At 58.9% G+C, this 20,541-nt stretch carries 17 protein-coding genes and 3 pseudogenes; 10 read left to right on the top strand and 10 right to left on the bottom strand.

Annotated features, from left to right (window positions below; genetic code table 11):
• Window positions 1-31: 31 nt before the first annotated feature.
• The gene (locus I6F37_RS37195; protein ID WP_225131243.1) at window positions 32-283 is read left to right on the top strand and encodes a hypothetical protein; all 252 of its coding nucleotides are present in this window, start codon (window positions 32-34) and stop codon (window positions 281-283) included.
• A gap of 17 nt (window positions 284-300) precedes the next feature.
• Entirely contained in the window at window positions 301-522 is a 222-nt protein-coding gene (locus tag I6F37_RS37200; RefSeq protein ID WP_225131252.1) for a hypothetical protein, read from the top strand.
• A 37-nt stretch (window positions 523-559) separates the two neighbouring features.
• Here the strand turns inward: I6F37_RS37200 and I6F37_RS37205 are convergent.
• The 5 genes and pseudogenes from I6F37_RS37205 to I6F37_RS37225 all read right to left on the bottom strand — a co-directional run.
• Window positions 560-715 (bottom strand): annotated as a pseudogene (locus I6F37_RS37205) (transposase); the annotation flags it as partial.
• A gap of 248 nt (window positions 716-963) precedes the next feature.
• Window positions 964-2,097 (bottom strand): CaiB/BaiF CoA-transferase family protein, encoded by a 1,134-nt coding sequence (locus I6F37_RS37210; RefSeq protein ID WP_225131254.1) that lies wholly within the window; start codon window positions 2,095-2,097, stop codon window positions 964-966.
• Window positions 2,094-3,377 (bottom strand): methylaspartate ammonia-lyase, encoded by a 1,284-nt coding sequence (locus tag I6F37_RS37215; RefSeq protein WP_225131256.1) that lies wholly within the window; start codon window positions 3,375-3,377, stop codon window positions 2,094-2,096. The genes I6F37_RS37210 and I6F37_RS37215 overlap by 4 nt, the downstream gene beginning before the upstream one ends.
• 246 nt (window positions 3,378-3,623) lie before the next feature.
• Complete coding sequence (locus I6F37_RS37220) at window positions 3,624-5,063, bottom strand: aldehyde dehydrogenase family protein (RefSeq protein WP_225131258.1); 1,440 nt, start codon at window positions 5,061-5,063, stop codon at window positions 3,624-3,626.
• A 205-nt stretch (window positions 5,064-5,268) separates the two neighbouring features.
• On the bottom strand, window positions 5,269-6,672 hold the full coding sequence (locus tag I6F37_RS37225) for an aspartate aminotransferase family protein (protein ID WP_225131259.1): 1,404 nt from the start codon (window positions 6,670-6,672) through the stop codon (window positions 5,269-5,271).
• 582 nt (window positions 6,673-7,254) lie between these two features.
• Here I6F37_RS37225 and I6F37_RS37230 point away from each other — a divergent pair.
• Window positions 7,255-7,728 (top strand): Lrp/AsnC family transcriptional regulator, encoded by a 474-nt coding sequence (locus I6F37_RS37230; protein WP_225131261.1) that lies wholly within the window; start codon window positions 7,255-7,257, stop codon window positions 7,726-7,728.
• 618 nt (window positions 7,729-8,346) lie between these two features.
• Window positions 8,347-10,029, top strand: coding sequence for an MFS transporter (locus tag I6F37_RS37235; RefSeq protein WP_225131263.1), 1,683 nt, complete (start codon window positions 8,347-8,349; stop codon window positions 10,027-10,029).
• Between the two features lie 610 nt (window positions 10,030-10,639).
• Here the strand turns inward: I6F37_RS37235 and I6F37_RS37240 are convergent.
• Both I6F37_RS37240 and I6F37_RS37245 read right to left on the bottom strand, forming a co-directional pair.
• Entirely contained in the window at window positions 10,640-11,650 is a 1,011-nt protein-coding gene (locus tag I6F37_RS37240; RefSeq protein ID WP_225131265.1) for an IS110 family transposase, read from the bottom strand.
• Between the two features lie 308 nt (window positions 11,651-11,958).
• On the bottom strand, window positions 11,959-12,132 hold the full coding sequence (locus I6F37_RS37245) for a hypothetical protein (RefSeq protein ID WP_225131267.1): 174 nt from the start codon (window positions 12,130-12,132) through the stop codon (window positions 11,959-11,961).
• On the opposite strand from I6F37_RS37245, the gene I6F37_RS37250 reads away from it, so the two are divergent.
• Window positions 12,131-13,363: an IS256 family transposase gene (locus I6F37_RS37250; protein ID WP_225131268.1), complete on the top strand. Its 1,233-nt coding sequence runs from the start codon at window positions 12,131-12,133 to the stop codon at window positions 13,361-13,363. The genes I6F37_RS37245 and I6F37_RS37250 overlap by 2 nt on opposite strands.
• Here the strand turns inward: I6F37_RS37250 and I6F37_RS37255 are convergent.
• Window positions 13,364-14,445 (bottom strand): IS3 family transposase gene (locus I6F37_RS37255; protein WP_225148724.1). Its coding sequence is split into 2 segments (ribosomal slippage): window positions 13,364-14,205 and window positions 14,205-14,445, totalling 1,083 coding nucleotides; the frame shifts between segments, so codons are not numbered across the junction.
• Window positions 14,446-14,667: 222 nt separating this feature from the next.
• On the opposite strand from I6F37_RS37255, the gene tnpB (I6F37_RS37260) reads away from it, so the two are divergent.
• Together tnpB (I6F37_RS37260) and I6F37_RS37265 are read left to right on the top strand one after the other, a co-directional pair.
• Window positions 14,668-14,823 (top strand): IS66 family insertion sequence element accessory protein TnpB, encoded by a 156-nt coding sequence (tnpB, locus tag I6F37_RS37260; RefSeq protein WP_225131278.1) that lies wholly within the window; start codon window positions 14,668-14,670, stop codon window positions 14,821-14,823.
• A gap of 201 nt (window positions 14,824-15,024) precedes the next feature.
• Window positions 15,025-15,822: a polysaccharide deacetylase family protein gene (locus tag I6F37_RS37265; RefSeq protein ID WP_225131281.1), complete on the top strand. Its 798-nt coding sequence runs from the start codon at window positions 15,025-15,027 to the stop codon at window positions 15,820-15,822.
• Between the two features lie 378 nt (window positions 15,823-16,200).
• Here I6F37_RS37265 and I6F37_RS37270 read toward each other — a convergent pair whose 3' ends face one another.
• Complete coding sequence (locus I6F37_RS37270; RefSeq protein ID WP_071917732.1) at window positions 16,201-16,677, bottom strand: Lrp/AsnC family transcriptional regulator; 477 nt, start codon at window positions 16,675-16,677, stop codon at window positions 16,201-16,203.
• Between the two features lie 464 nt (window positions 16,678-17,141).
• Between I6F37_RS37270 and I6F37_RS37275 the strand changes: the two genes are divergently transcribed.
• The 3 genes and pseudogenes from I6F37_RS37275 to I6F37_RS37285 form a co-directional block, all read left to right on the top strand.
• Window positions 17,142-17,372: a hypothetical protein gene (locus I6F37_RS37275; RefSeq protein WP_249786645.1), complete on the top strand. Its 231-nt coding sequence runs from the start codon at window positions 17,142-17,144 to the stop codon at window positions 17,370-17,372.
• Between the two features lie 132 nt (window positions 17,373-17,504).
• Window positions 17,505-17,705, top strand: a pseudogene (gene tnpB, locus I6F37_RS37280) (IS66 family insertion sequence element accessory protein TnpB); the annotation flags it as partial.
• A gap of 125 nt (window positions 17,706-17,830) precedes the next feature.
• Window positions 17,831-18,630: pseudogene (locus tag I6F37_RS37285) on the top strand (transposase); the annotation flags it as partial.
• A gap of 1,612 nt (window positions 18,631-20,242) precedes the next feature.
• Here the strand turns inward: I6F37_RS37285 and I6F37_RS37290 are convergent.
• Window positions 20,243-20,380 carry a hypothetical protein gene (locus I6F37_RS37290; RefSeq protein ID WP_225154079.1) on the bottom strand — a complete coding sequence of 46 codons (138 nt, stop codon included), beginning with the start codon at window positions 20,378-20,380 and terminating at the stop codon, window positions 20,243-20,245.
• Window positions 20,381-20,541 lie beyond the last annotated feature (161 nt).

A 20,541-nucleotide genomic window follows, 5' to 3' on the forward strand; every position in this document is an offset into this window, starting at 1 on the left:
TGGCCGGTTGTTCCAGCATGGTGTAGCAGCGTTGCTCAACTTCGGGCGGCGGTATGTTGCCGATGGGCTCGAGGAGCCTTCGGTTGTTGAACAATCCACCCATTCCAGGGTTGCGAGCTCGACGGCCTCGAAGCTGCGCCACGGCCCGCGCCCACTGCAAGGTGTTGCCGATCGCCCCTCGACCTATGACGCCAATGTGGCCAAACGGCTCGATCTCGCCAAGCTGTCAACGCGCGCCAGGCAGGACGCCGCGCTGAAGATCGAGGTCGGCGTGTCGCTGTGATGCACGAGCCCGCCGCCATGGACCGGTCGACGAATATCGCCAACCTCTACGTGGCCGCAGGGTTCAATTCATGCGGTATCGACTCTTCTGGTGGCGGTGGCAAAGTAATGGCCGAGTGGATGTCGACTGGCGTCCCTGTCGGTGACTATTGGGAAATGGACGTGTGGCGAGCCATGCCCTTCCAGCGCAATCGGCGATATTTGCGCGATCGAACGGGCGAGGCTGTTGGCAATCTTTGAGCCCTCCATTGGCCTCACAAGTCACCCGCGACGACTTCTTGTAGCGGCTCAGCAGCGCGCTCGCCGCCTCGTACAGCGCGCGGCGCACGTCGGCGTCGCGGGCCATGCTGATCCGGCCCTGGACGTCGATCGAGGAGCCGGACTGCCAGCGTCGCGAAGTCCGGCCAAAATAGGCTGCACGTCGCGCGGACCTTGCGCCACTCGCCCTCCCGCGTGCGGTTCAAATCGTAGAAGCGGCGAAGAGATGCGATCGCCGCGTGTCTTTCACCCGCGACTTGTGTCTACGCTCGTAGAAGCAACACAACGACGCGATTTGCCAAATTGCGATTCGTCCCAGCTTTAAGGCTGTCGTTTGACTGCAGCGGCAGCGACTCTGGACGATGCGATCGACAAGCAACATTCATTGTGTGGACAAATGAGCAGCCAGACGGCCGTCCGCGGCTAGGAGGAGTGCCGAAACTCCTTGCGCAACGTTTCAGAATGGGCTCCGCGAGCAGGAACCGGTCGCGACACCGGCGCTATCTCACCGTCAAAAATCGCGCCCGGCGCGATCACGTCGACATGGCCTGCTGGCGTTGACACAGGTATTCGACGGAGATGTGGGTGCTTGGCTACGTCCTCTATCTGGTTCAGCCGTCCGTACGCGAGTCCGGCGGCTTCCAGCTCACGCATGGCTTCGTCGCTCGGCGTTTGAGCAAACCGATTTACCACGATTTCATCCAAACTGGTCCTGTTGCGGATACGGTCCATGTTCTCGGCAAAATCGGGGTGGCGGATGAGTTCCGGTCGTTTGAGGAATTTGGTGCAGAAGTTGACCCATTCGCGGTCGTTTTGAACGGAGAAGATGACGTCCTTGCCGTCCGCACAGCGGTACGCCCCATATGGCGCGAGAGATGGATGGTTCACGCCCGCGCGCGCTGTATGATAGGCGCTGTAATCGAACTGAAGAACCGGAACGTTCATCCAGTCTGCGATGGCGTCAAATAGTGAGACCTGAATGGCCGTTCCTTCCCCGGTTCGCTCCCTAAGGAGCAGCGCCTGCAAGATGGCGTTGAGAGCGGTCATGCCGGCCGAAATGTCACATACGGAGACCCCGACGCGCGCTGGGCCCTCCGCTGTTCCGGTGATCGCGCAAAGCCCGGTCTCGGCTTGCACGATCAGGTCATACGCTTTGAGATGCGACAAAGCACCGCCATAGCCGAAGCCGGAGATGTCACAGGTGATCAACCGGGGATGGCGCTTCCGAAGATCCACCGATCCAAATCCAAGTTTCGTGATGCTGCCGGGCTTGAGATTTTGAATGAAGACATCAGCCTGAGCGACCATCGCTTCGAGGACTGCACGATCTTGCTCGACCGTGAGGTCGAGGCAGATGGATTCTTTTCCGCGGTTCAACCAGACGAAATATGCACTTTGGCCGTGAACGAGCTTATCGTAATTTCGTGCGAAGTCGCCCTCAGGGCGTTCGACTTTGATGACACGAGCGCCGGCATCGGCGAGGCGGGACGACGCATAAGGCGCCGCTACCGCCTGCTCGACGGCAACGACGGTAATACCTACTAACGCCGTCCTCATACGGACGCCCCTCCGACATTCTGACGGGAGTTCTGCGACCGGCGGTAGCCAAGAACGGAGAGCAGTCTGCTCTGCTCATTTCCGACGATCGAGATGCCCTCGTCAACGCCCATCCCAGGTCTTGCGAGCATCATGTCGGCCTGTGTTGCCACTGCAATGTTAACTGCCGCCCTTGCCGACAAATCCGTTTCCGTGCAGCTCCCACCCATATACGCGCCCACGCCATTCTCCTTGCAGACCAGCACGGCCCTGGCGGAGTCAGCGATCGAGCCCACGTCAGGCATCTTGATCTGAATCAGATGAGCCGCTTTTGCTTCGGCGAATAGCCGGATGTCGTCAAGCGTGTTGCATTGCTCGTCGACGACGACGCGGGCTTCGGTAGCGCGGCTATCGAGAAGTGCGACGATCTTGGCGTACTCCTCAAGCTGAGCTTCCGTTGATCCAAAGTCCGCCGGGCATTCAATATGAAGTCGGTATCCCGGCGCGTCATCCGCAACGCGCGCAATGAAATCGGCAATCTTCTGCGCCTGCATTCCAATCTCGAGGCCGATCCAACCGTAAACGTCGAAATGCAAAACGGGATGATATCCAGGCTGGCCGATTTCTTTCGTGCGTTTAACGACCCATTTGACGAACTCGCGAAACTTCTCCCCGGAAGGACCGAACTTCTCTCGCGAGTTGATCAAGCCATGCGGAAGCACATCAACCGACTTGAGAATCATCTTATCAACGTTGATTTCTCTCGAATCTCCGCTCTGAGCGTAGATCGGGACTGGCTTGTCGGGTAAAGGCAGGCGATATTCGGAGCAGATCACCTCGGCGAGCGTAGTCCGGCCAATATACGCAGCGGCGCGAAGTAAAGCTTGGCTCACACCATATTCAACGGCGAGAGGTAGGCGCTTGCCCTCATAGTGTGCGAGAACACGGTTACAAGAGCCAAGGAAATTGGAAACGTCGCCAGCGAGTAGCCGCGGGATCACAACGGATCTCGTGAGTGCTTCGACTGTGTCGACCTGAAAGACCGGCTCGCGACCGCCCGCGCCTGAGTACTGCACGTTCATCATGTCACCCCACACGATCGTGTCGTCTGACATGACGAGGCCGATGCTGAGCGACCGCGATGGAATGCGGATGGTCGGGAAACCGGGCGTCAGAGGCGCACCCAAATAACAAAAGCCATCTTGAGCCGCGCCGGCGCGTATTGCAGCTTGATCGTCGTAGAAGAAGCTTCCGTTCCCTGGAGCCAGAATCACATCTCTTATGGTGGGAGAGTTTCTCATTGCGCACTCTATCTAAGCGCAGCCATCTCGACTGCCATTCATCCCGATAAACCAAGGCCTTACATCACTTATGGCAAACTGGCCTTCGAACCTCCGGCCGCAGATTCAACGAGCAGCCTTGGCCTTCGGCGCTTAGGCGACTTCGATAAGCATCTGGATATTGCAAGCCACTCGTGCTTTAGAAACGGTTGGCTACTGCTCCAGAAACGAGTCAGGGGCAGGACAGTGATCTTCCTGTTTTGTCGCTCATGCCACGGAAGCGGCTGTGACTCCGTTGACGAGCTTCAGGTTCTGAAAGGCCCTCACCCCTTCGACACCACCTTCGTAGCCATAGCCGCTCTGTTTGATTCCTGCGTTTGGTGCATCCGCAGATACGCCCTTGAGGTGGTTCACGCTGATGGCACCCGCCGCAAGGCTGCGGATCATGCGCTTCTGAATCTCGAGAGATCCGGTGAAGAAATAGGCAGCAAGGCCATATTCGGTGGCGTTCGCTTCATCAATTGCCTCATCAATCGTATCGAACGGGGCAACCGTGAGAATCGGCCCGAACGGTTCGTCATGAAGAATCTGTGACTCGGGGTGGACATTGCTTAGAATTGTAGGCGCCCAATAAAAGCCCGGTCGATCAATGCGCTTACCACCGGTTTCAATCTTCGCTCCGCGATTGACAGCATCCCTGGTCAGGCGCTCCATCGCTTCAATACGCCTCGCATTCACCATTGGCCCCATATCCGTTCCAGGATCATCCGGCGCGCCGACTCTGATCTTTTCCGCCGCGCGGACAAGCGTGGCCAGAAACTCCTTGTAGATTGATCTCGCAACCAGAATCCGACTGGGAGCGTTGCAGCTTTGACCTGCACACTCAAACTTGTATTCCGATATTGCCCAAGCGGCCTTCGAGATATCCGTGTCTTCAAAGACGACAACGGGAGAGTGGCCACCGAGCTCTAGCACGCAGCGCTGCAGATTGCCGGCAGCAAGCTTCGCGAGCTGTTTGCCAACCGGTGTAGAGCCGGTGAACGACAACGCTCGGACAACAGGCGAAGCGAGCAGGTGCTCCGAGATCATCGGTGGATGTCCGAAGACCAGACTTACAACACCCGGCGGGACTTCCGCCTCCTCTAGGGCCTCGAGTATATAGACCCCAGCACTCGGAGCCTCCTCCGCCGCTTTCAGGATGACAGGGCAGCCGGCGGCAATAGACGCGGCAAGTTTTCGGGCGTTGAGGACTGCCGGGTAGTTCCAAGGCGTAAACGCAGCAACTACACCAATCGCTTCTGGTACGATCCGCCGCTTTTCGTCTATCGGAAATGGAGCAGACAATTTCCCTGCCTGAGCACCATTCCACTCGAGCATTTCGACTGCGCGGGCGTACTCACCCTTGGCTTCGGCCAGCGTCTTGCCTTGCTCCTTTGAGAGTGCCGCCGCCGCAAACTCGATCTTTCCTCGTAGGATCCGCGCGGCACGAACGAGGAGCGCTCCCCGTTCGGCGGCCGGAGTATTCGACCATCGCCGCAGACTCGCCTGTGCAGTCGTTAACGCATCGTCAAGATCCAACGCGGACGCGACGGCCACTCGGCCGAATTCCCGCTCGTTGGCAGGATCGATGATGGGCAAATCGGTGCCGTTTCCGCCTGAGCGCCACGCTCCGTTGATGAAGAGTTTGTAGTTGATGCTGTCGGACATAAGTCTCTTGCCGCTCTGCCGTTCGGTGTCTTGGTTGATTTCTTGGCACGATGCCCAATACCGTTACCCCTGGAAAAAGGCCGTCGCCGGAAAGATCCATGAGCGCGTGAGACAATCCGATGATGCTCACAATCGGCTTTCAGCGCAGGAGCTTTTCTTGAAAATGGCGGCCGCAACGTCTGCGGCCACCACTCTTTAGCCTTTCTTAGATTTTCTCACTGTCGCGAACGAGCTCGTCCATGATCGAGCGGATAGCACTCTCGGCAATTGAAACGATTTCATCGATTTCAGCCTTGGTGGTGACGAGCGGCGGGGCGAAACCGAGAATGTCGCCGTGCGGCATCGGGCGAGCGATCAGACCCCGGTCGCGGGCCGCCTTGGAAACGCGGGCACCAACTTTAAGAGACGCATCAAACCGCTTCTTCTTATCGCGATCGGCAACGAACTCGATGGCTCCCATCAGTCCGACCCCGCGCACTTCCCCGACAATCGGCAGCTGCGCGAATTTCTCCTTGAGCTGGGCTTGGAAGTAGGCGCCGACTTCCCGCGCATTGCCAGGAAGATTCTCTCGTTCCACAATGTCAAGTACGGCGTTTGCCGTAGCAGCTCCGATGGGGTGACCCGAATAGGTATAGCCATGCGAAAATGCGCCGACCTTGTCAGCGCCGCCTTCGAAAACCTTGTAGACCTTGTCTCCGACGATCGCTGCGGAGAGCGGGAAGTAGCCCGAAGTGAGCCCCTTCGCGATCGTGATCAGGTCGGGCTCGATTCCATAGTGCTCCGAGCCAAACATCGAGCCAGTGCGACCGAAGCCGGTGATTACCTCGTCGGCGATCAAAAGAACGTCGTGCTTCTTGAGCACAGCCTGGATTGCTTCCCAGTAGCACACCGGAGGCGGCGTGATACCGCCCGTGCCGAGCACCGGCTCGGCGATGAAGGCGCCCACAGTGTCCGGACCGAGACGCTCAATGAGCTGGTCGAGCTCAGCGGCGCGACGCGCCGAGAATTCGCGCTCGGTCTCCCCAGGATCGCAGCCCCAGTAGTAATGCGGGGCACCAGTGCGCACAATCTGCGACAGCGGAAGATCCATATAGTCATGGTAGAAGCTCATACCGGTCATTGAACCGGAAAGGACGCTGCAACCGTGATAGCCACGCTCGCGCGCGATGATCTTCTTCTTTTTGGGCTTACCTCGAAGATTGTTGTAGTACCAGACGAGCTTCGCCTGCGTCTCATTGGCATCCGAACCGGACATGCCGTAGAAGACCTTACTCATCTTCCCCGGGGCCATCTTGACGAGACGATCGGAGAGGATCGCGAGCTCATCCGTCGTATGCGCCGCGTAGCAATGGTAGTACGCGAGGCGATAGGCCTGACGTGAGATCGCTTCAGCGACTTCGGTTCGACCATAACCTACATTGACGCAGTACATGCCGGCGAAACCATCGATGAGCTGATTGCCGCTGGCGTCCTGGATTCGGATACCCTTTCCGGTTTCGATGACCGTCGGCTCGCCAAGCTTACCGGTCGCAAAGTCCTTGAGATGCGTGAAAGGATGCAGAACGCTGTTTTTGTCTTTTTCACTAATTTCTTTGATGTTGATTGCCATTGTGCACCACCCTCTGTTCAAGCTGCGAGGTTCGCGAAGCGAACGTATTTTGGCTCAACGAGACCGCACGTTGAGTCTTGATGGACGAGACCAGCCGCTTCCATCAGTACATGGATGGATATCGGCCAACCAACTTTGAGGCGACGATCGCCCCCACACCTATACTCGCGTAAGTTCAGGCGCATGAATCGGGTCGAAGTCGCACACAAGACCAAGGCGGCGCGCCCAACGCCGGACTCGTCGGCGGCCGCAATGCGTTTCCGCTCATCACCGAGGCGAACGATGGCGGCACTTCGAACGCCGCTTCCCTTGCAAACAACACACCTTCACTCACGCCACGAGCACGACATCCGCTGCGACGGATTACTCCGCGCAGCCTTACTCCTTCCGGCGGCGCGGGCACCGGCTGCTGGATAGTTTGAAAGACCATCTGTAAGTCCGGCACGCCCTTTTGTTGAAATGCCTATGCATTCAGGATACTGATGTGACGCACATATTTGCGTCGTATCTCCTGACGTTCGGAAGATTTCCTGCAACGTACAGGCAGTTGGCGCTGCGATTCACCCCAAGGCTGGAGCCGTTATGCAGTATGATCGAACAGACGCCCGCATCCTCGAGATCGTGCAAAAGAACAATCGTCTAACTTCCGAGGTGATTGGCGAAATGGCAGGGCTTTCTGCTACTGCATGTCAACGACGCCTGAAGCGGCTTCGTTCAGACGGTATCATTGAGGCCGATGTCTCGATCGTCTCGCCAAAAGCTGTAGGAAGACCTCTTCAGATGCTCGTGCTAGTGAGCCTCGAGCGGGAGCGCACGGATATAATCGATAGATTCAAGAAGGCCATCAAATCGTCAGCTGAGGTCGTGAATGGATTTTACGTCACCGGCGATGCTGATTTTGTCCTGTACGTTACAGCGCGCACCATGGACGATTATGAGCAGTTCACGCGTCGCTTCTTCTATGAGAACCCAAACATCAAGGGTTTTAAGACGATGGTTATTGTAGACCGTGTAAAGGTTGGCTTTGCAATTCCAATTGAGTCTGCAGACGATTGAGTGAGCTGGACTCGACATCTTGCTCCACAGATGGACCCGTTTGTGCGCGTTTTCACCGCTCACTCGCATAGAACGCGAAAAACCGGCTTTCTCGCTGCTGTACTTTCCGCTGCTATCGAGGGTCTGAGAATTCTCTTCAGATTTCGCGGGTAGCAGTGAGCGTCAAACAAGCGAGGATCGCGCCCCATCCGTTGCGACACAAAGGTAGCGACATCACACCGAATCATCGTGACCTCAATGTCACGTTCACGACGTCATGCAATCGGCCTAAGCGTTTTTCAACTGAAGCGCCTGACCCGGCAGACGAGCGTATTCGGGCGCCGCGATTCTGTTCCAGTCACGGGACATCATGGCACTTCTTCCGGACGATGGCCCAACTCCGTCCAAGCAACTCACAAGTCTCGGTTGCGTCCATGCTCACAGCGAGAGGTCACACTCACGCTGCGCGAGGAGACAAGTACCAAACAGATTTGCCCGAGAACTGTGGCTCTTTGGCGCTGCTCCCAAACGCAAATGCCCAAACGGAATTGGGAAAGCACTTGAGCAGTTGGTTGCGGTCAAGCTTGGCGGAACAGATCTGATCCGGAAATCATGCGGGAAGGGGCGAGGTCGAGAGGAATGATCGATCCATCCAGGCCACAGACATTCAGCTCCGACGGGATCATCGTTCCATTACGCTTTCGGACCTACCGACGCGTCTGGCTCGCCAGCTTGCTCGCCAATTTTGGCATCCTGATGCAAGGCGTCGGAGCGGCCTGGGCAATGACTCAGATGACGTCGTCCGCGGACCAGGTCGCGCTGGTGCAGACGGCGCTTCTGCTGCCGATAATGCTGATTGCAATGCCAGCTGGCGCTATTGCCGACATGCACGACCGTCGCATTGTCGCTCTGGTTGCGCTCTGGATTGAGCTTTGCGGCGCCATCGCGCTAACCATAGTCGAATGGTCGGGCTTCACTACGCCGACCTTGTTGCTGGTGCTTTGCTTTGTTATGGGCAGCGGCATGGCATTGAGGGGGCCTGCCTGGCAATCCTCTGTCAGCGAGCAGGTGCCGCCCGCCACGCTGCCGGCTGCGGTTGCGCTCAACGGGATCAGTTACAACATTGCGCGCAGCTTTGGGCCCGCAATCGGCGGTATTGTGGTTGCGACCGCGGGCGCCGTTGCCGCCTTCGCGCTGAATGCATGCTTCTATCTGCCGCTGCTGGTCGCACTGTTCCTTTGGAAGCGCGTCGCCGAGCCGTCGCGGCTGCCGCGCGAACAACTGAGCCGCGCCATTGTCTCAGGCGTACGCTATATTACCAACTCGCCGTCAATCAAGATCGTGCTGACGCGCACGTTTTTGACCGGTATGATGGGCGGTTCGATTTCGGCGCTGATGCCGCTTATTGCGCGCGATCTCTTGCATGGAGGTGCGCAGACCTATGGCGTCATACTTGGCGCCTTCGGCCTTGGAGCGGTTGTGGGAGCGGTCTTCATAGGCGAGGTGCGCAAGCGAATGAGCGGCGAGGCAGCGGTGCGTGCCTGCGCCCTGTCGATGGGGAGCGCCATCGCTGCGGTCGCCCTGAGCGATAATTCGATAATCACGGCGGCCGCTCTGCTGTTGGCAGGCGCGGTGTGGACGACGACGATGACGCTGTTCAACATTGCCGTACAGCTCTCCGCTCCGCGTTGGGTGGCTGGCCGATCGCTTGCGGCCTACCAGGCTGCAATCTCGGGAGGAATTGCGATCGGCAGCTGGGTCTGGGGGCGCCTCACGGATGGCGCCGGTGTTGAGGTCGCGCTGCTGGCTTCCTCGGCACTCATGCTACTCTCTCCACTCCTAGGACTCTGGCTTCGAATGCCCCCCATCACGGCAAGTGAGCAGGATACCGAGTCGCTCGCCGATCCCGAGGTACGGCTAACGCTCACCGCTCGGAGTGGCCCGCTGGTAGTCGAGATCGCATATCGCGTCTCGCAGGAGAATGCGCGGGCCTTTCACAACGTCATGCAGAATGTGCAGCTATTGCGACAACGCAACGGGGCCTATGGTTGGTCGATTGCGCGTGACATCGCCGACCCAGAACTATGGATCGAGCGCTATCACTGCCCGACTTGGCTAGACTATTTGCGCCAGCGCAATCGCTCGACTCAGTCGGAGCGCGCGCTAGATCGGCGCGCTTCGGCTTTTCATGTTGGTCCTGACCCGGTACGCGTCCGCCGCTTGCTGGAGCGCCCATTCGGATCAGTGCGATGGAAGGAAGACGTGCCCGACCGCACTGCGTCCGAAATGCCGCTCGATGATCCTAAACGTGGCGGCAGATAGCGTTAGTCCTCCGCTGGAGCCAGGACATCTACGGTCCAACCGAGGCGAAACTCTCGGTTGCAAGGCTCTCCGCAGCGAGAGAACCTGATGCGACGACGCGTGTGCTCAGACGTCGGACACCGGGTACGCCCGGTTCGCCGGTGTGTTCAATCAACATCCCCGGAACAAGCTAGCCATCTGTGAACGTGCCCGGCGCCGCTGCTCGGTCCTTAACGTGGAAGGATTGTGAACACCGGCACCGATGGCTTTAGCGCAGGAGAGTGCCGGTTTGGTGCGTACTTGATGTCTGCTTTCCGTATCCGTGCGGTGAAGGCCGCGTTGCCGAATGAGGCGTGTTGTTGAGTACTGTCCTTATGGACATGTGTGGACGCCCCCAATGATGCAAGAAGAATCTTTGGAACGAGCAAGGAGCGCGGTCGGGTGCTGACATGTGTCCGGCCTCTGATGCGGCCGTTACGTGCCGCCGGCCCGCATGGGAGTTCGCGGAGCGGGTCCAATTCAGTGATGCGCGCTCGGGGCGCGTGTCCATAACCTGGTTTTCCCGATCCCGTCTCTGACCTTTGCGCCATACTCTCCGTTCGACCTTCTCGCACCGCGGGTAGCAGTGAAGCTAGCCCGCCATAGCGGGAGCTCGATACGTTCCGCCTCTTGCCATCAATGCCCAGACTATGCGCGCCATCTTGTTGGCAAGCGCCACAGTCACCAGGATGGGTGGCTTACGATTCAGCATGTTCATGAGCCATTGGTTAGAAGAGCCCTTGAGCCTTGCCCATCGCACCGCAGCACTTGCGCCGATGATCAGTAGTCTGCGCAGTGTTCGCTCACCCATTCGAGAGGTCTCGCCAAGCTTCTGTTTTCCTCCGGTTGAGCGCTGCAGCGGTGTTAGACCGAGCCAAGCTGCAAAATCGCGGCCCTTCTTGAAGGCCTGAGCAGTCGGGGCTAATGCAACAAGCGCTGTCGCGGTAACAGGTCCTATACCAGGAATAGTCATCAATCGCTTGGCTTCCGTATCCGCTTTAATACGATGGGCAAGTTCTTGGTCTAAACGTGCGATCTTCTCATCCAGGGACTGCAACAGATCGACGAGCAATTGTAGGATCGATTGGGCCATCGTGGGAGTATCTGCTATCCTTTCCAGGAGTTTGGCGACGTGACACGGCCCCTTTGCGACGACGATCCCGAACTCAGCCAGATGGCCTCGTATTGCATTGATGACCTGGGTTCGCTGGCGAACCAGTAGAACGCGAGCACGAAATACTAGGGACGCTGCCTGTTGCTCCTCTGTTTTTATTGCTACGAAACGCATGGTTGGCCGCTGTGCGGCTTCACAGATCGCTTCCGCATCGGCTGCGTCGTTCTTTTGCCGCTTCACAAACGGCTTGACGTAAGACGGTGCAATGAGACGAATCTGATGCCCCAATTTTGCGATCTCTCGCCCCCAATGATGGCTGCTCGCGCATGCTTCCATGGCGACCGTAGAGGCCGGCTGCGTGGCGAAAAACTTGAGTACCTGATCCCGTCGCAGCTTCTTGCGGAAGACCACGGCTCCTGAAACGCTCGAGCCATGTACTTGAAACACGTGTTTCGCAAGATCCAGCCCAATTGTACCAACTCCTGACATGGGAACCTCCGTTTCGAATGATGCGCGGCGCCACTTTGCCACAATGAAGCTGTGAGGGGGCGTCCACCCCATCAGTGATAGGCGCAGTGCCCAAGTCGAAGGGCTTGAAGTGGTGGACACGGGCCGGCGACTGCGCTGGTCCGAGGATGAGAAGCTCAAGATCGTCCTGGAGAGTTTACAGGCGCCGCGTCAAGTCGCGGCAACGCTGTTTCGCGCTCATTGTTTCCGCGATGGCGACGGTCGCTCGGCCTGAGCCGAAGGATGCCGCCCATCAACCTAGCTTCGTAACGGAGATGGTGGTCGCGGAATCAGCGCCGGCGCCTTGTCCAGTCGCGCCGGCAAGCAGCGGCGGATTGATCGAGATCGAGTTTGCTGCCGGGGTTCGGATGCGGATCACGATAACGTACAGAGTCTTTCGCACTTTCAGGATTGACGGCTTCTTCTAGAATGAAGGGGCTTTGAATGAACGATGGGAATGCCATGGGTCAGGTGATCCAAATTGATGAGGCCCGGATTCGAGATCACCTGGGCGAGATGGTCCGCGGGACGGTGGAAGAGACCCTGAACGCCATGCTGGAGGCCGAAGCGGACCAGCTGTGCGGGGCTGGGCAGTATGAGCGCAGCCCGGCCCGGCAGGACACACGGGCAGGCAGCTACGAGCGAACGCTGCACACCAAGGGGGGCGACGTCAATCTGAAGGTCCCGAAGCTACGGCGGCAAACCTTCGAGACGGCGATTATCGAGCGCTACCGGAGGCGGGAGAGCTCGGTCGAGGAGGCGCTGATCGAGATGTATCTGGCCGGAATTTCGGTTCGGCGGGTCGAAGACATCACGGAGGCGCTGTGGGGCACCCGGGTCAGCCCGAGCACAGTGTCGAACCTGAACAAGATCTATACCAAGATCGAGGCGTGGCGGAATCGCAGGATCGAAGGCGAGCATCCATATCTCTATCTCGACGGCATCGTGATGAAGCGCAGCTGGGCTGGTGAGGTTCGCAACGTCTCGCTGCTGGTGGCCTCGGCGGTCAATGCCGAGGGGTTCCGAGAGATCCTCGGCTTCTGTGAGGGCGCCAAGGAGGACAAATCCGGCTGGTCATCGTTTCTGCGGCATCTCGTCGATCGCGGTCTCAGGGGCGTGCAGTTGGTTGTTTCCGATGCGTGCCGAGGTCATGTCGAAAGCGTTGCGGATTATCTGCCGGAGGCCCGCTATCAACGATGCATGGTGCATTTTTATCGCAATGTCTTCAGCCACGTGCCGTCGACCCGGGTCCGCGAGGTGAGCCACATGCTCAAGGCCATTCATGCCCAGGAGAGCCGCGCCGCGGCCGACGACAAAGCCAGGACCGTCATCGCGGATCTGCGGGCAAGCCGTATGGCCAAAGCTGCTGATCTCGTCGAGCAGGCGGTTCACGAGACGCTCGCCTACTATGCCTTTCCGGACATCCATTGGCGGAAGATTCGAACGAACAATCCGCTCGAGCGCATCATGAAGAAGATCCGGCGACGAACCCGTGTCGTCGGCGCCTTCCCCGACGGTCAATCCTGTCTCAACTTGGCGGCGGCCCGGCTGCGGCACATTGCCGGAACCGCGTGGTCGACCAAATGCTACATGAACATGCGACCGCTCTATCAGCCACAACTCTCTGAAACCGGAGCCGTCGCTGCAGCGAGACCGAACTTTGGACCAGCTAGAATTAGAGTTTTGCGCCTCTGATCACGTTGGCGGGCTGGTAGCGCCGACGTGTTTTTGCAGCAAAATCGGCGGCCGATTGCCGATCGCCCCGTGGGGCCGTTCCTCGTTATAGTATCTTCGCCAAGTCTCAACCTTTTCCTGGGCGTCCGCAAGGGACAGGAACCAATGGGCATTGAGACATTCGGCCCGGAAGCGCCCATTGAAGGCTTCGATAAAGGCGTTGTCGGTCGGCTTGCCTGGCCGTGAGAAGTCCAGCGTGACACCGCGCTGGTAGGCCCACAAATCGAGGTCGCGCGACACAAACTCGCTGCCTTGATCGACGCGGATCGTGGCAGGGATTCCCACTTCATTGCAAAGCCTTTCCAGAACATCCACGACATCGGTGCCGCGGAAGGTGAGCCGCGGCTCCAGCGCCGGCGAGAAGCGAGAGAAAATGTCGATGATCGTGAGCACCCGGAGCTTGCCGCCGGTTGCCAGCTGGTCATGGACAAAGTCCATCGCCCAGATCTCGTTGACCCGCGTCGCTGGCCGGCGGTCATCGCGCAGCTTGGCCTTGACCCGGCGCTTTGGCGATTTGTTACGCAATTGCAGGCCCAGTTCGCGATAGACGCGGCGGGTCTTGTTCTGGCCGTGACGCCATCCTTCGCGGCGCAACAGCACATGGACACGGCGATAGCCGTAGCGGACGCGAACATGGCAGATCTCCTTGATCCGAGCTTCGAGGGCCGCCTGGCCGGAGCGACGAGATTTGTAGTGATAGGTCGATCGATCGAACTCGAGGGCCTTGCAAGCCTTGCGGATCGAGACCTGCCACTCACCGCAAACCTCATCGACGAGCTTGCGCTTCCGACCAGGCTTCACAGCTTTCGGCGGATCACGTCCTGTAGCATCTCCTTGTCGAGCGATAGGTCCGCCACCAGCTTCTTCAGCTTGGCGTTCTCGTCCTCGAGCTGCTTCAACCGGCGCATCTCGGTCGGCAGCAGTCCGTCGTACTTTTTCTTCCAGTTGAAATAGGTCGCCTGGCTGATCCCGGCTGGGACCCCGTCGTTGCCCTGCTTCAGGATAAACGCCTTCTGGGCGTCCGAAAACTTCGAGGCCTTCATCGTTGTCCGCTTCTCCCAGCCGAGGGGATTTACGCAGCGCAACTCTAGCCAAAAATGGTCCAGTTTGCCGGTCTCAGATCATCGCCTGATCAAAAGTGCGAAACATTCTGGACAATACCCGGATCCAGGCACCGTCGACGCGGCGATGCTGAAGGCCGCGGTCGCGGCACTGGCCGATGGACGGCGGTGATGATATCCATTGTGTCGGGCGTGCGGGTATAGATTGCGACCGCTCACACCGATATGCGTCGCGGCATGAACTCGCTGGCCTTGCTGGTGCAGGAAGCGTTCACGTGCGACCCGCACGGCGGCGACCTCTATGTGTTCCGTGGCAAACGCGGCAAGCTGATCAAGATCCTTTGGTACCATTGCACTTGATACGGAGTGCTGAGGATCCACCTATGAGGAACGCAGCCAAAGTGAGTTCAATTGTTATGGACGTCGCTTTCGTCGCATCGCTTAGGCTTGATGACGTTTTTACGCGCCATATACCTCAATGCGCAGCAATCCGGCGACGTGCATCGAATAGCCTGCGGGCACGACACTGGCCTCAAGGTCGCGCCGAGCGCAATGAGAAGGATGCGCCTGCACAGATTGGCTAAACGGCTCGCCGGCGCTGTGACAGCGTTGTTTGCCGGCAGCGCGGTGGCAAATTCCGCCAACTGCCCGCGGCAGTATGCGCTCGGCACATCGCGCGTGCTCGCTGTCGATGCGGAGACCTATCCGCGCGTGGGGCTGGGAAGCTTTCCAGAAACCCTTCCTCTGGCGGACCATGAGGTCGTCCTTACCTTCGATGATGGACCACGGCCCCCGAATACAGAAAAGGTGCCGACGGCACTCGCGCAGAAATGCGTGCGGGCCACGTTCTTCCTGGTCGGCAGGTCCCCCGCAGCATTCCCCGAGCTCGTCCGCCGCATTGCCACCGAGGGGCACACAGTTGGGCACCATAGCTGGTCGCATCCTATGATGTCGAAGATTCCGCTCGAACAGGCTACGGAAGATATCGATCGAGGCATTGCGGCCGATGAACTGGCGCTCAACGGCGTCTCGATCACAACTCCGTCGGCAAATTTCTTTCGGTTTCCCTATTTCGACTCGCCCCCTGCGGTGCTCGACCACTTGAAGTCACGCGGGATTGCTGTGTTCGGTGCTGACCTTTGGGCGAGCGATTGGGCGAATATAACCCCAGATCGAGAACTACGGAATCTGATCGAGCGGCTAACGACCGCGAGAAAGGGTGTCATTCTGCTGCACGACGCCCAGGCCCGAACGGCCGCCACGATGCCGTTCTTGCGCTACCTGCATGAGAACGATTATCGGATAGTACATCTGGTGCCGGCTGCCCCGACCGTGACGAACGCTGAGATACCCCCTTAATCCCCGCATGGTCGACTGAACGACTCGCACTTGTCGCGCGGACGACGGGGGGTCGTGAACCTAGCAGGCTAGATAGTCGGGGTGAAAGATCACGCCGACTTAGGTCAGTCGGGGCGCTAGGCGCCAGCTTCTGCTCACCATTTTCTACTTGCGAACGGCGGGGCAGAACGTTGAAAAGAGCTACATCGACTTCGCGACGAATTCGATCGGCGCCTTGGACATAGAGGCGATGCCTATGGTCGCTGCCTCGACCACGACTCTGGCGATCCGCATCGACCCCACTATGGTCATTCGCCGCAGTGTCGCGCACTTCAGCGAGCTCTTACATTCCTGTTTGCAACATTCCCCTGGATGCAGGCGCGGACATCGGAGTTTTCGTCAATCCTCCGACGAGGCTTCAACTGGCACAGCGAAACCTACCTTTACGCGGTCTACTACGACCATCGTCTTGACCGCCTTGATGTTTGGGTTCGTATAGAAGAACCGCCTGGTGAACTGCTCATAGTCCTCCATGGTGGGCGCAGTAATGTATAAAAGGAAGTCCGCGTCGCCAGTAACGTAGAATCCATTCACGACTTCAGCGGACGATTTGATGGCCTTTTTGAACTTATCGACTATTTCCGAACTTTCCCGCTCCAGGCTTACCAGCAGTAGCATTTGAATGGGTCTGCCAACCGCCTTCGGCGAAACGATCGAGATGTCGGCCTCGATGATGCCTTCCGAGCGGAGTCGCTTCAGTCGTCGCTGACACGCGGTAGCGGAAAGCCCGACCATTTCGCCGATGACATCGGAAGTCAGTCGGTTGTTCTTTTGCACGATCTCGAGGATGCGGGCGTCTATTCGATCGTATCGCATAGTTGCTGCCACGGAGATGAACTTCATTGATAAATGCCACCGGTATACAGAAAATCGACCGAATGAAGAAGAAATGCAAAGGTTTTCGACACGCCGCCTGCTTCCCGCCCCCATGAGAAGTCGCTGCGGGCAACCCCAAGGAAGCCCGTCTGGTCCCGCTGAAGTTGTGATCGTCAGAATCATCTCGGGATTGAGCACGTCAAGAAGGACACTTACGCCGCGAGCCGGTTAACGGTAAGCGCTGTTCGGTGGGGTGACGGGGTGATCTGCGAGGCTGCGGTTCGGTTTGGACCCGTTAGGTTTAGAATGGGCACAGTGCATACTACTATCACGGAGCCGGTGCGGCGGCTCCAGGTCTTCAACCGAGCCGGCCGTCGGCGGAAGTGGAACGACGAGGACAAGGCCCGGGCTGTTGCGGAGATCGTTACGAGTGGCGGCTCGGCTCGGTAACGCGACAGCATGGATTGTCGCCGCAGCAGCTGTTTTGCTGGCGCCGTCAGTTGCGAGCAGCAGCGCGCGGTCATTTCGAAGCAGAAAAAGTACAGTTTGTGCCGGCGGTGGTGGATGCCGTAGTGCCGGCGGCCGCACTTGGGCGCGAGCGCAAAGCGGTGCGCCGCAAGGCCAAGGCCGGGGTCATCGAGATCGAAGTTGACGGCATCACGATCCGGGCGTCCGTGGTGCGGACCCGACGATGATTGCGTCGATCATCCAGGCGCTGAAGGTGAGCTGGTGATCGGGCCGTCGGGTGCGGTCCGGGTGATGGTGGCGACCAAACCGGTAGACTTCTCCATGGGAATGGAGGGGCTTGTTAGCCGGCGTGCGAGAGCATGGGGGCAAATCCGTTCTCGGGAGCTGTCTATGTGTTCCGGAAGCGGGCGGATCGGATCAAGCTAGTGTTCTGGGCCGGAACGGGCCCGTGTTTGTTCGTCAAGCGGCTCGATGATGGGATCTTCCGCTGGCCGAAGTTCGAGTATGGCGTAGTACCTGTCGGCGGCGAATTGTCGGCATTGCTCGAAGGCTTCGACTGGCGGCGTGTCCACGCGCGACGAAAGACGCCGGCGCCAACGCAGCTGGATAGTTGTTGGCGGCGCTGCGGCGAAGTGAATCAGAAGCGCCAGACGCGTCGCCCTGATGGCGGCGAATATGCTCTGAATTGGGTGTTAGCGAGGCCCTGCCTGACGATCCCGAGACGTGCAAAGCTGCTTGCCGAGCGGTGCGAGAGCGAACGACTGCGTCAGATCATCAAGGAATTGCAGCGGCATCGGTTTGGCCGGCCAGCAGAGACACTGCCTGAAGATCAGATGCTGCCGGGCCTGGAGGACGTCGAGCAGGTGACAGCGTACAGCGAGATGGCGCAGGACGTCAGCGCCAGCTGAAGGCCGTGAGGTGCGAGCCGTAGGCGCCGCGGCAACCGTGACGCCTAGCCGACGCACCTGGCGCGGATCGAGCTCGTCGTTGACATTGAGAACAAGACATGTGCCTGGTGCCAGAGCGAGCTACATCGGATTGGCGAGGATAGAAGCGAGCGGCCGGACCCGGTTCGGGCGCGGTTCCGGATCCTCGTGACGCGGCGTCCCAAATACGCCTGCCCTGCTTGCTAAGACGGTGTCATGCAGGCACCGGCCCCGACACGGTCGATCGAGGGCGGACTGCCGACCGAAGCCGCCGTCGCCCAGGTTCTGGTGTCTAAATATGCCGATCACCTGCCGCTCTATCGGCAGGCCCAGATTTACCGCCAGGGTATTGAGTTTGGCCGTGGCGGACCGGGTGCGGCAGGCGGTCTTCCATCTGCGTCCGTTACATGAGCGCCTCCTTGGCAAGCTCAAGCAACGGCCAAAGCTGTTCGCCGACGAGACGACACGCGCCCCAAGACGGGTCAGCTCTGGGCCTATACGGCGGACGACCGGCCATGGGGCGGGCGCCGATCCGCCGGGCGTCTCCCATGTCTATGCCCTCCGATCGCCTGAACGCCGACCACTTAAGTGGCGGGTCGGCCGGGGTGAGCTTAGCCAATGGTCCCGAGCGCCACCATGGTGCAGACGGCGACCGGCCGACGTTCCCCGCGCGCTCCACTTGCGGCGGCGCATAGCGCGTCCTTCTTTAGCTTCAATCACTAGGCTCGCGTTGCTTCAAGCACAGCCGCTCAATGAAACAACTGCGTGCGGACCTTCCTAAGCTCTCCGTCAAAGTCTGCTTGGTACTGAGTGGGGCGCATTAAACCAGTGCGACCCGCGAACCATCTCTGGTCGGCCTCCCGGCGAGCCGTGAAACGGTCCACGCATTTCCTGGAGCAAAGAACAGTTCGCCAAGAGTCGTGGCGGATCAGCCCGAACTATCCGCCGCAGACGCCACAGCGCTTTACTGTACATGGAGGGTATTATGAGAGCTGTTGTGCATTCTCGCCTCCTGCTGATGCCATGCGGAGAGTCGCCGCGCACCGTCGTGGCGCCGCATCTCGCCCGCACGTCACGTGCGGCGTCGGCATTTCAAGTGCCTGCATCAACTGACACCGGCGCAACAGTTGACTCTGGTGTGCGCCTGCTTGGCGAAGCGGCACGCTGTATCCCCGTGCCTCGCCAGCCAAATCTTCAAGCTAACTATACCAATGTTTGCAATCCTAGTTGATGCGCGATTCGCCCTTTGTCGCTGTAATCCTGCGTCTAACTCGGATCAGTCGCCGAAATTCGACTCATCTGGCAGCGGCTGCGCATAGCTGCGATCGCCATTAATCTGTGAGACCTTTTTTTCGCTGATGGACGGGACGCGCCAAATACTCCGCGGGCTGGCGAGAATATTGACGTGTCATTCTGAGCTGCTTGAATCCGCCCAGAGAGCGGTCTCGCTGGGACTTTGGCTGTGAGCTTGCCTTGACCAGGAGTTCGGCAGACATCACCGTCCGCATCGAATCTCCCTTTACGACAGGAGGAGGAGCATATGAAATACCCGATTGGACTACTCCTTGCCGTGTTACTCCTCGGTCCAGTTCTGGCTCAGAAAACTCAGCGAGAACCTATGCTGATTGAGCAGATACGACCCGGAGTGACCTACGAGGATTGCGTCACCCGCTGCCAAAAGTGCGGAAGCGGCAAGAATCCGTACTGCATCAAGAATTTCTGCACCGGTTATCCTCACCGAAAGCCCGGCGCGGCACCGTTGCCAGTGGTCTGCCCACAGTACTCATAGGCCTGTCACAGTTGGGAGCCTCCTTAATTCGGCGAATGTCGCCGTGTTAAAGTTCCCGATGAACGCGTTCTGCATGGGCTTGCCCCGCGATGTACTGCTAGGTAGCGCGGCTCTGTATCGGCTTACGTCAGAATTGCGTTGCTGTGAGTTCGGTGTCGTTGTCGCTGACCAGCGTCTTGGGCTTCCCGCGTTCGGTGATCAGCCGGTCTAGCTCCCGCGCCACCCGGGTGCCGGGAGCAAGGGATCGGCCACCAGTGCCAGACAATGGTCAGAATACGGAAGGGACGGACGTCGGTCAGCTGGTCCGATAGAAAGTGGGAGCCTCCAACGATCGTTGGAGATCATCGGCCGCCATATCAGCGCCATAGTCCCAATTGCCCGCTTACGGCCGCCATGGCGCCGTAGCCTTGTGGTTGACCAGATAGCCCTCCCGCTTGAGCAGCATGTGCGGGCGTCGACAGCCGAAACGGCGACCTACCTCGGCGATCACCCTCTCGCGCTTGGCGTTGGCCGGCATCATCCGCCCGGGTCGCCTTGCTCATCGTCATAAAGCAGCAGCCGATGACTTTACACGCCCGCAGTTCGCTCATCCCGAAGGCTCCACGGAGATGGGCGACAGCTTTCCGCTTGGCCGCTTGCGTCACCATTAATGGGATGGTCCGCACCGTCCTCCTCCCTCAT

Source organism: Bradyrhizobium sp. NBAIM08, from assembly GCF_020193935.1.
Lineage (GTDB): Bacteria > Pseudomonadota > Alphaproteobacteria > Rhizobiales > Xanthobacteraceae > Bradyrhizobium > Bradyrhizobium yuanmingense.

Excerpts from the sequence above, each read along its gene's own strand:
- I6F37_RS37200 (WP_225131252.1), top strand. The coding sequence starts at position 301 with ATGGACCGGTCGACGAATATCGCCAACCTCTACGTGGCCGCAGGGTTC.
- I6F37_RS37210 (WP_225131254.1), bottom strand. The coding sequence starts at position 2,097 with ATGAGGACGGCGTTAGTAGGTATTACCGTCGTTGCCGTCGAGCAGGCG.
- I6F37_RS37215 (WP_225131256.1), bottom strand. The coding sequence starts at position 3,377 with ATGAGAAACTCTCCCACCATAAGAGATGTGATTCTGGCTCCAGGGAAC.
- I6F37_RS37220 (WP_225131258.1), bottom strand. The coding sequence starts at position 5,063 with ATGTCCGACAGCATCAACTACAAACTCTTCATCAACGGAGCGTGGCGC.
- I6F37_RS37225 (WP_225131259.1), bottom strand. The coding sequence starts at position 6,672 with ATGGCAATCAACATCAAAGAAATTAGTGAAAAAGACAAAAACAGCGTT.
- I6F37_RS37230 (WP_225131261.1), top strand. The coding sequence starts at position 7,255 with ATGCAGTATGATCGAACAGACGCCCGCATCCTCGAGATCGTGCAAAAG.
- I6F37_RS37235 (WP_225131263.1), top strand. The coding sequence starts at position 8,347 with ATGATCGATCCATCCAGGCCACAGACATTCAGCTCCGACGGGATCATC.
- I6F37_RS37240 (WP_225131265.1), bottom strand. The coding sequence starts at position 11,650 with ATGTCAGGAGTTGGTACAATTGGGCTGGATCTTGCGAAACACGTGTTT.
- I6F37_RS37250 (WP_225131268.1), top strand. The coding sequence starts at position 12,131 with ATGGGTCAGGTGATCCAAATTGATGAGGCCCGGATTCGAGATCACCTG.
- I6F37_RS37245 (WP_225131267.1), bottom strand. The coding sequence starts at position 12,132 with ATGGCATTCCCATCGTTCATTCAAAGCCCCTTCATTCTAGAAGAAGCC.
- I6F37_RS37265 (WP_225131281.1), top strand. The coding sequence starts at position 15,025 with ATGCGCCTGCACAGATTGGCTAAACGGCTCGCCGGCGCTGTGACAGCG.
- I6F37_RS37270 (WP_071917732.1), bottom strand. The coding sequence starts at position 16,677 with ATGCGATACGATCGAATAGACGCCCGCATCCTCGAGATCGTGCAAAAG.
- I6F37_RS37290 (WP_225154079.1), bottom strand. The coding sequence starts at position 20,380 with ATGATGCCGGCCAACGCCAAGCGCGAGAGGGTGATCGCCGAGGTAGGT.